General features: G+C 69.9%; 15 protein-coding genes. 9 read left to right on the top strand and 6 right to left on the bottom strand.

Annotation, left to right across the window (positions count from 1 at the left end):
• On the bottom strand, nucleotides 1-1,017 hold the full coding sequence (locus tag L942_RS02100; protein WP_037354108.1) for a threonine aldolase family protein: 1,017 nt from the start codon (nucleotides 1,015-1,017) through the stop codon (nucleotides 1-3).
• A 141-nt stretch (nucleotides 1,018-1,158) separates the two neighbouring features.
• Between L942_RS02100 and L942_RS02095 the strand changes: the two genes are divergently transcribed.
• The 3 genes from L942_RS02095 to L942_RS02085 are packed head-to-tail and all read left to right on the top strand — an operon-like array spanning nucleotide 1,159 to nucleotide 2,993.
• Complete coding sequence (locus L942_RS02095) at nucleotides 1,159-1,668, top strand: SigE family RNA polymerase sigma factor (RefSeq protein WP_037354105.1); 510 nt, start codon at nucleotides 1,159-1,161, stop codon at nucleotides 1,666-1,668.
• Nucleotides 1,661-2,350 carry a hypothetical protein gene (locus L942_RS02090; RefSeq protein WP_037354103.1) on the top strand — a complete coding sequence of 230 codons (690 nt, stop codon included), beginning with the start codon at nucleotides 1,661-1,663 and terminating at the stop codon, nucleotides 2,348-2,350. The genes L942_RS02095 and L942_RS02090 overlap by 8 nt, the downstream gene beginning before the upstream one ends.
• A 37-nt stretch (nucleotides 2,351-2,387) precedes the next feature.
• Nucleotides 2,388-2,993, top strand: coding sequence for a TetR/AcrR family transcriptional regulator (locus tag L942_RS02085; RefSeq protein WP_037354100.1), 606 nt, complete (start codon nucleotides 2,388-2,390; stop codon nucleotides 2,991-2,993).
• A gap of 6 nt (nucleotides 2,994-2,999) precedes the next feature.
• On the opposite strand, the gene L942_RS02080 is transcribed toward L942_RS02085, so the two are convergent.
• Both L942_RS02080 and L942_RS02075 read right to left on the bottom strand, forming a co-directional pair.
• The gene (locus L942_RS02080; RefSeq protein ID WP_037354098.1) at nucleotides 3,000-3,413 is read right to left on the bottom strand and encodes a RidA family protein; all 414 of its coding nucleotides are present in this window, start codon (nucleotides 3,411-3,413) and stop codon (nucleotides 3,000-3,002) included.
• Between the two features lie 13 nt (nucleotides 3,414-3,426).
• On the bottom strand, nucleotides 3,427-4,083 hold the full coding sequence (locus tag L942_RS02075; RefSeq protein ID WP_037354096.1) for an HD domain-containing protein: 657 nt from the start codon (nucleotides 4,081-4,083) through the stop codon (nucleotides 3,427-3,429).
• A gap of 72 nt (nucleotides 4,084-4,155) precedes the next feature.
• Between L942_RS02075 and L942_RS02070 the strand changes: the two genes are divergently transcribed.
• Nucleotides 4,156-5,085: a GlxA family transcriptional regulator gene (locus L942_RS02070; RefSeq protein ID WP_037354093.1), complete on the top strand. Its 930-nt coding sequence runs from the start codon at nucleotides 4,156-4,158 to the stop codon at nucleotides 5,083-5,085.
• Nucleotides 5,086-5,096: 11 nt separating this feature from the next.
• On the opposite strand, the gene L942_RS02065 is transcribed toward L942_RS02070, so the two are convergent.
• Genes L942_RS02065 through L942_RS02055 form a run of 3 tightly spaced genes read right to left on the bottom strand, consistent with a single transcriptional unit; the run spans nucleotide 5,097 to nucleotide 7,383 of the window.
• Nucleotides 5,097-5,789 carry a FadR/GntR family transcriptional regulator gene (locus L942_RS02065; protein WP_037354393.1) on the bottom strand — a complete coding sequence of 231 codons (693 nt, stop codon included), beginning with the start codon at nucleotides 5,787-5,789 and terminating at the stop codon, nucleotides 5,097-5,099.
• A complete protein-coding gene (locus L942_RS02060; RefSeq protein WP_037354091.1) occupies nucleotides 5,786-6,772 on the bottom strand; it encodes a lactonase family protein in 987 nt (328 codons plus the stop codon). Before L942_RS02060 ends, L942_RS02065 begins: the two co-directional genes overlap by 4 nt.
• Complete coding sequence (locus tag L942_RS02055) at nucleotides 6,769-7,383, bottom strand: bifunctional 4-hydroxy-2-oxoglutarate aldolase/2-dehydro-3-deoxy-phosphogluconate aldolase (protein ID WP_037354089.1); 615 nt, start codon at nucleotides 7,381-7,383, stop codon at nucleotides 6,769-6,771. Before L942_RS02055 ends, L942_RS02060 begins: the two co-directional genes overlap by 4 nt.
• Nucleotides 7,384-7,463: 80 nt before the next feature.
• On the opposite strand from L942_RS02055, the gene L942_RS02050 reads away from it, so the two are divergent.
• From L942_RS02050 to L942_RS02030, 5 genes are all read left to right on the top strand, one after another.
• Nucleotides 7,464-8,144 (top strand): SDR family NAD(P)-dependent oxidoreductase, encoded by a 681-nt coding sequence (locus L942_RS02050; RefSeq protein ID WP_037354087.1) that lies wholly within the window; start codon nucleotides 7,464-7,466, stop codon nucleotides 8,142-8,144.
• Between the two features lie 17 nt (nucleotides 8,145-8,161).
• Nucleotides 8,162-9,310 carry a galactonate dehydratase gene (dgoD, locus tag L942_RS02045; protein ID WP_037354085.1) on the top strand — a complete coding sequence of 383 codons (1,149 nt, stop codon included), beginning with the start codon at nucleotides 8,162-8,164 and terminating at the stop codon, nucleotides 9,308-9,310.
• Between the two features lie 34 nt (nucleotides 9,311-9,344).
• Nucleotides 9,345-10,772 carry an adenylosuccinate lyase gene (gene purB, locus L942_RS02040; protein ID WP_037354080.1) on the top strand — a complete coding sequence of 476 codons (1,428 nt, stop codon included), beginning with the start codon at nucleotides 9,345-9,347 and terminating at the stop codon, nucleotides 10,770-10,772.
• Nucleotides 10,773-10,917: 145 nt separating this feature from the next.
• Nucleotides 10,918-11,721, top strand: coding sequence for a substrate-binding periplasmic protein (locus tag L942_RS02035; RefSeq protein ID WP_037354078.1), 804 nt, complete (start codon nucleotides 10,918-10,920; stop codon nucleotides 11,719-11,721).
• A gap of 20 nt (nucleotides 11,722-11,741) precedes the next feature.
• Nucleotides 11,742-12,503: an ABC transporter substrate-binding protein gene (locus tag L942_RS02030; protein WP_037354076.1), complete on the top strand. Its 762-nt coding sequence runs from the start codon at nucleotides 11,742-11,744 to the stop codon at nucleotides 12,501-12,503.
• Nucleotide 12,504: the final 1 nt, after the last annotated feature.

The raw sequence follows: 12,504 nt of genomic DNA, 5'->3' as shown, positions 1-12,504 counted from the left end.
TCAGGCGCCGGATTTGATCCGGCGCAGTGCTTCGTCGATGTCGGCGGACGACAGGTCGCGGTGCGTCACGAACCGGACCTTGCCCGCCATCGGCAGGGCTTGAATGCCGAGCGAGTCGAGCCAGTTCAGCGCGGTCGGCACGTCGGGCACCCCGGCGAGAACGATATTGGTGTCCGGGGCCGGCACGTCCCAGCCGTGTTCGGAAAGCCCGTTGGCCAGCCGTTTCGCGAAGTCGTGCGCCTCGGCGAGCTCGTCGACGCGGTCGAGCGCGACCAGGCAGGCCGCGGCGAGGACCCCGCCCTGCCGCACGCCGCCCCCGAGCATCTGCCGCATCCGGCGGGCCTGTTCGACGAACTCCTCGCTGCCCGCCACGACCGAGCCGACCGGTGCGCCGAGGCCCTTGCTGAAACACGCCGACACCGAGTCCACGCCGACGGTCAACGCCGCGGGCGGCACCTGCAGCGCGACGGCCGCGTGCCAGATCCGCGCGCCGTCGAGGTGCACGGTGAGCCCGGCCTGCTTCGCGACGGACAGCAGTTGCGCGTGCTCGTCCGGCGGAGTGACCGCGCCGCCGGCCGCGTTGTGCGTGTTCTCCAGGCACAGCAGCGTGGTGCGGAGCGCGAAGTACGGGCCGGGGTTGCCAATCGCCGCTTCGAGCGTTTCCGGCAGGCATCGGCCCGGGCCCGCGTCGTGTTCGAGGATGTCCGGCATGCCGCCGGCCAGCCAGGCCGCCGAGCCGAGTTCGTTGGCGAGCACGTGCGCGTTGCGAGTGGCGAGGAACCGGTCGCCGCGCCGCAGGTGGACGCTCAGCGCGATCAGATTCGCCATCGTCCCGCTCGGCGTCCACAACGCCGCGGGCATGCCGAGCGTTTGCGCGGCCCGGCGTTCGAGTTCGGCGATGGTCGGGTCGGTGCCGATGACGTTGTCGTCGACCTCGGCCTCGGCCATGGCCGCGCGCATGATCGCGTCCGGGCGGGTGACGGTGTCGGAACGGAAGTCGATCAGCTGCCCAGTCATGGTCACAGTCCGATCACATCACACAGGTGGGCGCGGCTTCAATGCGGTGGGGGGTGGAACGTTTCCGGCCGGACGTGCAACCGTGGACGCCCCCGGATCCGTCCCTTCACCGGACATGGCCAGAGCGGAGCTGCAAAGCGCGTGGACCAGCGCGACGAACAGGAGTTCGCGGACTACTTCGCCGCGAGGAGGGACGCCGTGCGCCGGACTGCCTACCTGCTGTGCGGGGACTGGCACAAGGCCGACGACCTCGCGCAGACGGCGTTCGTCGCGTTGCACCGGAGGTGGAAGAAGATCAGAGACCGCGCGGCGACCGACGCGTACGTGCGCAAGACGCTGGTGCGCGCGGTCATCGACGAATCGCGCCGTCCGTGGCGGCGCGAGCGGCAGACCGAGGTGCTGCCGGAACCCGTGGACGACGGTCCCGGACTCGCCGAACGCGTCGCGACTCGCGAGGACCTGCTCGCCGCCTTGAAGGAAGTGCCGCCGAAGCAGCGAGCGGTGCTGGTGCTGCGGTTCTTCGACGGCCTGGACGTCGGGGCCGCGGCGAAGGCGCTGGGCTGCAGCGAGGGCAACGTGAAGAGCCAGACGGCGCGCGGGCTGGCGAATCTGCGCCAGGTGCTGGAACGGGAGGTGGAGACCAATGGATGAGCGGGAAGCCGAGACGTTGTTCTCCGCCGTTCCCGGCGAGGTCCCGCCGCCCACCTTCTCGGTGGAAGACGTGGTGCGCCGCTCGAAGCGCGAAACAGTGCGCCGGCGCAACCGGATCACCGCCGGCGCGGCGGCCGTGCTCGTCGCCGCGGGGCTCGGCACCTGGGGAATCGTGGGTGTTTCGAGCGATAAGTCTGATTCTGCCGCGAATTCCGCGGCCGCTCCGGCGCAACCCGGCGGGTCGGCGGCGCGTCCTTTCAGCAATGGGGATGACTTCCCGGGTCAGCCGTCTCGGCAGGGAGCCGGCGAAACCGGGAGGACCGGCCCTCGGGTCGAAGGCACCTCCGGGTGCGCACGGGTGGACTGGGAGCTCGCCACTGCCCTCGCTGGCGAGCTCCCAGGCCACTTGAATGCCGCGCAGGCTTCCCCAGGCAGCGTTTGTACGACGTCGTCGCGTGGTGCCGGGTTCCCGCTTCCGGACGGAACGATCGGCGCGGCGGTGTTCGCTCGCGGCGCCGCGGTGAACGTGCCCACGCAACCGGCCGGAGCTGTCACCGTGCGTCAGCAAACCGGCAGTGGCGGAACTCTCGTGCTGGTCAGCGTGCCGGGTACGGCTGGCCGCCCAGCACCGTACGCGACCGACCTGGCGCGCATCGCCGCTTCGCTGGCCACCCGGTTCTGATCGGCGGCGTCCGGCGGGGCTGGCAGAATATCCGGGCATGACGGCAGCAGCCACCACCCCCAAGGGCGAGCGACGACGGGCCGCGCTCGTCGAAGCCGCCGCTCAGCTGCTGGCCGAGGGCGGGTTCGACGCGGTCCGGCACCGGGCGGTCGCCGAGCGGGCCGGGCTGCCGCTCGCCTCCACCACGTACTACTTCGACTCGCTGGAAGACCTCGTCACCGCCGCGGTGGAACACCACGGGCAGACCGAACTGGCCAACGGGCGACGGCAGCTGGACGACCTGACGACCCGGAACCGGGGCGTGCAGGCGACCGTGGAACTCGTGCTGGACATGCTGCTCGGCCCGCAGAGCGGCGATCCGGAAGCCGACGCCGAGGCGGTCCTGCTGCGGTACGAACGCCTGGTCGCGACCGGACGCCGGCCGTACCTGCGCCCGTTGATGCGGACGCTGTCCCAGCAGCTCAACGAGCTGCTGACGGAAATCTTCGCGCGTTCCGGGACGCCGGTGGCTCCCGACGAGCTGGACCGGCTGGTCGCGCTGGTGGACGGGGCCGTGGTGAACGCGTTGATCGCGGTCGACCCGGCTCCGCGCGCGGCGGCCGGGCGGATGCTGCGGACCGCGCTCGCCGAGACTGTCCACTGAGGACAGCTACTCCGGATACGCCGCGGTGGCACGGATTTCGACCAGCAGTCCCGGACTGGCGAGCCCGCTGACGCCGATCATCGACCACGCCGGATAGGGCTCGGCGGGCACGAGGCGCTTCTTGGCTTCGAGGAAACCGGGCAGGTGCTGGTGGATGTCGACGTGATAGCTCGTGACGTCGACCAGCGCGGAGAGGTCGAGGCCTTCGAGGCGAAGGATTTCCTCGATCCGGCGGAGCGCGATCTCGGTTTGTTCTTCGACGGTTTCCGCGATCTCGCCGTCCGGCCGGCGGCCGATCGTGCCCGCGACGAAGAGGAGGTTGCCCGCGCGCACGGCGGCCGAGTAGCCGAAGCGGGCGAAGGCAGACGCCCCGGACGGTCCGAAAACCTCGGAGTCCTCGGGGATCTTGACGGACTGCATGTGGCTTCCTTTCTCAGTTGCCCCAGCGGGAGGTGCGGGCGGCGCGTTCCAGCCGGGTTTCGCCGTCGGCCGCGCGTTCACGAAGGAAATCCGCGGGAACGGACGGCACTGGCGCGTTTTTCGGGCTTTTCGCGGCCTGCGCGACGATGGCGTCGGTGAGCGAGCGGACCATCTCGAGCCGCGGATAAGCGGCGTGGATCGCCGCACCTTGGGAGTCGGTGACAGCGTCGAGGTACTCGGCGCCGACCGGGCCGCCGAAGTCGACGGCGACCCCGGCGCGGACAAGCGCACACAGCGGACCGCGGCGTTCGGCGATGCCCGCGGTCGTGTGCAAGGCGATGGCCTGCCAGACCTGGTCGGCGTCCGCGCTGGAAATCCCATGATCGACCAGGAATCCGGCAGCTCGGTCGGCGCCTTCGACCTCGAAGCGTTCCACGTGCGGGCCGTCCGGTGCCACGCCGATGTCGTGCATGACGCACGCGGCGAACAGCAGATCGTCGTCGTAGCCGGATTCGGCCAGCCGGTCGGCGACCAGCCGCGCGAACAGGTAGCTGCGGACGCTGTGGTTGAACACCGACTGCGATTCCACCGGGCGGACAGCTTCGAGGACGGCGTCCGCCAGCGGAGTCGCGGGCAGTGCGACCACCGGGTCCGGAAGGAGTTCGGTCATGGCTCCCAGCGTGGCCCGCAGGCCGCTGACCTGGTGAGTGGCAAGTTTGCCGTACTTCGATAGAATCTTGCCATGACGCATCGGGTCGCGGTGCTGGCACTCGACGGGGTCCTCCCGCTGGACCTCGCGATCCCGGCGCAGGTGTTCCAGGTCCGGCCGCAAACGCACTACGAGATGACCCTGTGCGCGCTCGGTCCGACGGTTCCCACGAGCGCCGGGTTCGCGCTGGCCGCCGAGGGCGGGATCGAGGAGCTGCGCGCGGCGGACACGGTGATCGTGCCGGGCTACGACCCGATCCCGGAGACCCCGGAAACGGCGGTCGAGCTGCTGGCCGAGGCACGCGACCGGGGCCGGCGGGTGGTGTCCATCTGCACGGGGGCGTTCGCGCTGGCCGCGGCGGGAGTGCTGGACGGCCTGCACGCCACGACGCATTGGGAGTATCTCGACCACTTCGAACGGGAATACCCGGCGGTCCAGGTCGATCGGGACGTCCTTTACGTCGACGAGGGCGACGTGCTCACCTCAGCGGGCGTGTGCTGCGGCATCGATCTGTGCCTGCACATCGTGCGCCGCGATTTGGGTGCCGCGGTCGCCAATCGGATCGCCCGCGGCCTGGTCGCCGCGCCGCATCGCGAAGGCGGGCAGGCGCAGTACGTGCCCGCTCCGCTCGCGGAGGCGGGCGACGCTTCGCTGTCGGCCACGCGCGAATGGGCGTTGCAGCGACTGGACGAATCGCTCAGCATCCGCTTGCTCGCCCGGCACGCGGGGATGTCGCAGCGGACGTTCCTGCGCCGGTTCGCCGAGGAAACCGGGACCACTCCGTTGCAATGGCTGCTCAACGCCCGGCTCGGCAGAGCGCGGGAGCTGCTGGAGACCACGGACTATTCGGTGGACCGGGTGGCGCGGGACTGCGGTCTCGGCACCCCGGCCAACCTGCGGTTGCACTTCCGGCGGGTGCTCGGGACCACGCCGACCGCCTACCGGCGAGCCTTTACTGCCTGACTACTGCCTGACTACTTCCTGACTCGACCGGCGTCGGCTGCGGATTTCACCAGCAGATCCAGCATCGCGGTCTCCGCGCCGACCGGGTCGTGGGCCGCGATCGCGTCCAGCACCCGGCGGTGGCTCGGCACCGGATCGTCGGTGGGGCCGGCGCCGTGCACGAGCTTGTCCCGCTCCGCCAAGCCGATCGCGATCACGCGTTCGATCTGGAGCAGGAAGTTGTTGTGCGCGGCGGCCAGCAGGCTCCGGTGGAAAGCCAAATCCGCTTCGACACTTGCTTCCAGGTCCGGGGCGGCGACCATCGCCTCGAGCGCGGACTCAAGCGCGGCGAGGTCTTCGGTAGTCGCGCGTTCCGCGGCCATCCGCGCCGCCGCAGGTTCGACCACTGCGCGTACTTCGGCCAATTCGTCCAGCAGACCGGCGTTTCCGCGGGCGGTCGTTTGCCAGCGCATGACGTCGGCGTCCAGAAGCTGCCAGCTCTCCCGCGGTTGCACGAACGTGCCGTGCTTTTGCCGCGCGCCGATCATTCCCTTGGCCGCCAGCACCTTCAACGCTTCCCGCAACGCGGTGAGGCTGATGTCCAGCTCCTCGCGCAAGGCGGGAAGATCCAGCACCGTGCCTTCCCGCCATTCGCCGGACAGAATGCGCGCGGCGAGCGTTTCGACGGTTTGTCCGTGCAGGCCGCGCGGGCGATGGTCGGTCACCGGAGCGGAAGCACGCACGTCGGGGAGCCGGTCGGGTAATCGCGGACCTCCGCGTTTCCGAAGTCCTTCAACGGAAAGACGGAAATGACGTCGTCCTTGAACGCGGCGGTGTAGCAGATTCCGTCCGCAACGGCGAAGTTCCACGGGTAAGAACCGCACGGCTGATCGGCCGTCGCGCGCAGCGGAGTTCCGGTGAACGACGTGATGCATTCCGGGCCGCGGTTCGACAGGTAGATCCCGGAGTCCAGCACTTCCAGGTGCGCCACCAGGGATTCGCCGCCGGCCACCGTCGACGGAGTCGCCCCCGCGAACTCGAACGCGCCCGGCGAAGTCTCCCGCATCGTGATCAGCTCGCCGGACAATTCTCCGGCCACGTAAGCGATTCCGTCTGCGCCGCGCACCAGTTGCCGCGGTCCGGTCCCCGGCGGCAGCGACGAAACGGCCAGCGGCGTGAGTTTTCCTTGCGGAGACAACGTGTAGCTGCGGATTTCGTCGGTGCCCAGATCGACGGCGCTCACCACCGAACTGTCCGCCGACGACACCGCCATGTGGACGTGCGGGCCCTCCTGCCGGTCGGCGCGCGGCCCGCTCCCGGTGTGCTGCACCAGGTCGGTGCGTCCGTCGATCCGGCCGTCCGCGCGCAGCGCGAAGACAGCGAGGCTGCCGCCGCCGTAGTTGGCGCACAACAGGAAGCGGCCGTCCGGCGTCACCGCGAGGTGGCAGGGGCTGGCCCCGCCGGATTCGACGACGTCGAGCGCGACCAGTCCGTCTTCGATCGAAACGGAGGTGACCTCGCCGTAGCTCGTCTCGTTGACCGCGTACACCATCGGCAACGCGGGATGCTGGGTCAGCCAGGTCGGCGACACCATCGGCACCGTCGAATCCGCGACGAGCTCGCCGCCGGAGCACCGGAAAACCGCGATTCCCGTCCCGTTCCCGCCGGTTTCGGCGGTTCGGCAGCCGACGAGTACGACGTCGCTCACGAGCTCTCCCTCACCAATGCGGCCACTCGGGCCCGGATGTCCTCGGCGGATCCACGGGTCAGCGCCGACCCGATCCCGCAGGCGACGGCGCCCGCGTCGAGCCAGCGTGGCACGTCCTCGAGAGCGATTCCACCCGTCGGCACGAGCGGAGCCTGCGGAAGCGCGGCGCGCACGTCGGCGATCCACTGCGGGCCGAGCGCGGAAGCCGGGAAAACCTTTACGGCGTCGGCACCTTCCTCCATCGCACGCACGATTTCGGTGACCGAACCGGTGCCCGGCAGCGCCGCGACGCCGTACCGATGAGCGGTACGCAGGACCTCGGTGTGCAGTGACGGCGACACGAGAAACTGAGCGCCCGCACGGATCGCGGCGGCCGCGGACGACTCGTCGAGCACCGTGCCCGCTCCGATGGTGGCGTCCGGATACGCGGTGCTCAGCTCCTCGATCGCGACGAGCGCACCGGAGGTGGTGAGCGGGACTTCGATCGACTTCAACCCCGCGTCGAGCACAGCTCGCGCGGCGGCGACGGCCGAGGGCGCGTCCGCCGTCCGCACGATCCCGACGACGCCCTGGCGCACCGCTTCGCGCGTGATCTCCCACCGGTATCCCATGGCGGCCAGCCTAGCAGTAGAATTATAAATTACTAATTATTCTTGACGGCCGCTCGAAGGTCCCGGCATGCTTGCGAACCATGCGCACTGCTGTGGTGACCGGTGCGGCGTCCGGGATCGGAGCCGCGACCGCCCGCCAACTCGACGCCGACGGCTACCGGGTGCTCGGCGTCGATCTCGCTCCGGTGCCCGGCGGCGTACAGGGCGACGTGACCGAAGACGAGACGTGGCAACGCGTTCTCGACCTGGCCGGCGAGGTCGACGCCGTGGTCAGCAACGCCTATCTGCCGACTTCAGGCCCGCTGCACGAAACCGACCGCGCGCAATGGCAACGACAACTGGACGTGAACCTCACCGCGTCGTACCTCGCCATGCGGACCTGCCTGCCGTCGCTGCGAGCTCGGCGCGGCTCCGTGGTTCTGGTGTCCTCGGTGCACGCGCGATTCGGCTTGCCCGGCCATCCGGCGTACGCGGCGAGCAAGGGCGCGTTGGTCTCTCTGGCCCGGCAGTTGGCCGTGGAGTACGCGCCGGAAGTGCGCGTGAACTCGGTGCTTCCCGGCCCGATCGAGACCGAGGCCTGGGACCGGGTCAGCACGGAAGACCGCGAACGAAGTGCCCGCGCGACGCCAGTGGGACGGCTCGGCGACCCGGCCGAAGTCGCCGCGGTGATCGCGTTCCTGCTCTCGCCCGCGGCGTCGTTCGTCACCGGCGCCGAGCTGACCGTCGACGGCGGCTGGTCAGCCGCGAAGGATTCCGCTTAGTCCGTTGTGGAGGCAGGGTGCAGATCACCGGGATCGAGACGTTCCTCGTCGCGCCGCGCTGGTTGTTCCTCAAGATCAGCACCGACGAGGGCATCGCCGGCTGGGGCGAACCGGTCGTGGAAGGGCGAGCCGGGACCGTTCGCGCGGCCGTGCACGAGCTGAGCGAACTGCTCGTCGGGAAGGATCCGCTGCGCATCGAGGACCACTGGCAGGTGCTGCGGCGCGGCGGCTTCTACCGCGGCGGACCGGTGCTCTCCAGCGCGCTCGCCGGGTTCGACCAGGCGTTGTGGGACATCGCGGGCAAGGCCCGGAACGCGCCGGTGCACGAGCTGCTCGGCGGCCCGGTGCGCGATCGCGTGCGGGTGTACTCGTGGGTTGGCGGCGACCGTCCGTCGGGGATCTTCGAAGCGGTGTCCGCGCAGGTCGAGCGGGGTTTCACCGCGGTGAAGATGAATGTCGCCGGTCCGCTCGGGCCGATCGCCACCCCGGCCGACGCGGCGGCCGCGCTGGCTCGCGCGCGAGAGGCGCGGGACGCGCTCGGACCCGACCGCGACCTGGCGATCGACTTCCACGGCCGCGTCTCGCCCGCGATGGCGCGCCGGCTGGTGAAGATGCTCGAAGAAGTGCAGCCGATGTTCGTCGAGGAGCCGGTGCTGCCGGAACTGCCCGCGGACGTGGTCAAGTCGGTGGCCGAGGCCTCGACGGTGCCGATCGCGCTCGGGGAACGGCTGTTCTCGCGCTGGGAGTTCAAACCTGTCCTGGACGCGGGCGTCGCCGTGGTGCAGCCGGACCCGTCGCACGCGGGCGGCATCTCGGAGCTGCGCCGGATCGCCGCGCTGGCCGAGGTGTACGGCGCGAACCTCGCCCCGCACTGCCCGCTCGGCCCGATCTCGCTTGCCGCCGCGCTGCAGGTGGCGTTCGCGACGCCGAACTTCCTGATCCAGGAGCAAAGCCTCGGCATGCACTACCACGACGGCCGCGAGCCGGTCGCCTATCTCGCCGACGACGCGTTGTTCCGGTTCACCGACGGGTACGCCGCGCGCCCGGCCGCGCCGGGCCTCGGCATCGAGGTGGACGAGGAGGCCGTGCGACGCGCCGACGAGACCGGGCACGCCTGGCGGTCGCCGGTGTGGCGGCTGGCCGACGGCAGCTTCACGGAGTGGTGACCGCCGCGCTGACCTGCGCAGGTATCGTGGCCGCGTGACGGACAAGCCCCGCATTCCGAACGTGCTCGCCGCCCGCTACGCCTCGCCTGAGCTGGTGGCGCTCTGGTCGCCCGAACGCAAGGTCGTGCTCGAGCGGCGGCTGTGGCTCGCCGTGCTGCGGGCTCAGGCCGAGCTGGGCGTCGAGGTGCCCGAAGGCGTCATCGAGGACTACGAGCGGGTGGTCGAGCAGGTCGACCTCGACTCGATCGCCGCGCGCGAGCGCGTCACCCGGCACGACGTGAAGGCCCGGATCGAGGAGTTCAACGCCCTCGCCGGACACGAACACGTGCACAAGGGCATGACCTCGCGCGACCTCACCGAGAACGTCGAGCAGCTGCAGCAGCTGCGGTCGCTGGAACTGGTCCGCGGCCGTGTCGCCGCGGTGCTGTCCCGGCTGGCCGCGCTCGCCGTCGAACACTCCGACCTGGTGATGGCGGGCCGCTCGCACAACGTCGCCGCGCAGGCGACCACGCTTGGCAAGCGGTTCGCGACCGCCGCCGACGAGTTGCTCGTCGCGTTCTCCCGGCTGGACAACCTGATCGAGCGCTACCCGCTGCGCGGCATCAAGGGCCCGGTCGGCACCGCGCAGGACATGCTCGACCTGCTCGGCGACGAGTCCACTTTGGACCAGCTGGAAGTGCGGATCGCCGAGCACCTCGGCTTCGGCAACCGGTTCGTCAGCGTCGGCCAGGTGTACCCGCGCTCGCTCGACTTCGACGTGCTGTCCACTGTGGTCCAGCTGGCCGCCGCGCCGTCCAGCCTCGCCAAGACGATCCGGCTGATGGCCGGGCACGAGCTGGTCACCGAGGGCTTCAAACCGGGCCAGGTCGGGTCGTCGGCCATGCCGCACAAGATGAACACGCGGTCCTGCGAGCGCGTCAACGGTCTCGCCGTGGTCCTGCGCGGATACCTGTCGATGATCGGCGAACTGGCCGGCGACCAGTGGAACGAGGGCGACGTCTCGGATTCCGTGGTGCGCCGCGTCGCGCTGCCGGACGCGTTCTTCGCGCTCGACGGGCTGCTCGAGACCTTCCTCACCGTGCTCGGCGAATTCGGCGCGTTCCCGGCCGTGGTCGAGCGTGAGCTTGATCGCTATCTCCCGTTCCTCGCGACCACGAAGGTGCTCATGGCGTCGGTGCGCCGGGGCGTCGGGCGTGAGACGGCTCACGAGGCGATCAAGGAGAACGCCGTCGGCGTCGCCCTCGCGATGCGCGAACGCGGCGCGGAGAACGACCTCCTCGACCGGCTCGCGGCCGACGAACGGCTCCCGCTCAACCGCGCTGACCTGGACGAACTCCTCGCCGACCGGATCTCGTTCACCGGCGTGGCCCCGCGTCAGGTCGAAGAGGTCGCGGCGCGCGTCGAGGACGTGCTCAAGCGATTCCCGGACGCCGCGGCGTACGCGCCGCAGCCGATTCTGTGAGTGCGCGCACGTCGTCCACGTGCTGAGACGGCATTACTCGATCGGGCGAAGCTTTTAGTGTTCGTGCCGAACCCGGAAGCGCCAGGCCGCCACCCCGCGGCTTGGCGCTTCTTGTCTGCGCACCCCGGATATTCAGGAAGAAGTCATGAGAAAGATCCTCAGCACGCTCGCCGTCGTAGTCGCCGCCACCGCGGGCCTCACGGCGTGCGGATCCTCGGACGCTTCTGGGCAGACCCTGCGCGTCGGCACCCTCACCGACGCCCCGCCCAGCATCTACCTCGAAAACGGCCAGTTCACCGGGTACGACAACGAGCTGCTGCGGGACATCGCCAAGCGCGAGGGCTTCCAGGTCGAGTTCGTCGGCACCGAGTTCTCCGGCCTGCTCGCGAAGGTCGCCGGCGGCCAGCTCGACATCGGCAGCTCGACGATCTCCGCGACCGCCGCGCGCAAGAAGACCGTGGCGTTCAGCAACGGCTACGACACCAGCTACACCACCGTCGTCAGCAAGAAAGGCGCCGCGCTGCCCGCCGCCAACTCTTTCGCCGGCAAGCGGGTCGGCGTCGTGCAGGGGTCGGTGCAGGACGAGCTCGCCGGCAAGCTCGCCGGTGCGCAGGTGGTCCGGTTCCCGGACTACAACGCCGGTTTCGCGCAGCTGAAGACCGGCGGTCTCGACGGCTGGGTCGTGCCGAAGGACATCGGCCAGAAGTACCTCGACCAGAACCCGACCGTTCCGCTCGAGTTCGGCTACACCGTCGCGGACAAGGACACCCCGTCGGCCTTCGCGGTCGCCAAGTCGAACACCGAGCTGCTGAAGAAGATCAACGACGGCCTGGCCAAGGCGATCGCCGACGGCACCGCCGCCCGGCTGCACGCGCAGTTCTTCAAGGAGGCTCCGATCGCGAAGGAGCTGGAGAAGGGCGGACCGGGCCTCCCGGTGGCGAACTCCTGATGCGCGGGCACACTGGTGGCATGAAAAAACTGATCGTCACCGCCTTCGCGGCGGCACTGGTGGCCGGTCTCACCGCGTGCGGTGGCGACGCCGGCGAGACCCTGCGAGTCGGCACGCTGAGCGACTCCCGGCCCAACGCGTACCAGGAGAACGGACAATTCACCGGTTTTGACAACGAGCTGCTGAAGGACATCGCCGCGAAGGAAGGCCTGAAGCTGGAATTCGTGTCGACCGATTTCTCGGCGCTGCTCGGCAGCGTCGCGAACGGCCGGTTCGACATCGGCAGCTCGGCGATCGCGCAGACCGACGAGCGCAAGAAGACGGTGGCGTTCAGCGATCCGTACAACTACCAGTCGCTCGGCATCGAGGCGAAGGCGACTGCGGGCATCTCCGACGAGAACTCGTTGGCGGGCAAGCGGATCGGCGTGGTACAGGGCACGGTGTCGGACACCTGGCTCGCCGCGAACGCTCCGAAGGCGCAGGCCGTGCGGTTCCCGAACGACGCGGCGGCGCTGAGCGCGCTGAAGTCCTCGGCGATCGACGGCGCGGTGTTCGACCAGGTGTCCGCGGAGGACTACGCGAGCAAGAACCCCGAGCTGAAGGTCACGAAGGCGATCACCACCAGCATCCCGCACGGATACGCGGTGCGGAAGGGCAACACCGAGCTGCTGGGCAAGCTGAACGACGGCATCAAGAAGGCCGTCGCGGACGGCACCTGGGCGAAGGTGCACCAGCAGTTCGAGCCGAACATTCCGGTTCCCGCGGATTTCAAGACGAAGTAGC

The organism is Amycolatopsis orientalis DSM 43388, assembly GCF_000411975.1.
Classification (GTDB): Bacteria; Actinomycetota; Actinomycetes; order Mycobacteriales; family Pseudonocardiaceae; genus Amycolatopsis; species Amycolatopsis orientalis_D.
The sequence above is the reverse complement of the archived record's forward strand: the minus strand, read 5'-3'. Positions and strand labels throughout refer to the sequence as shown.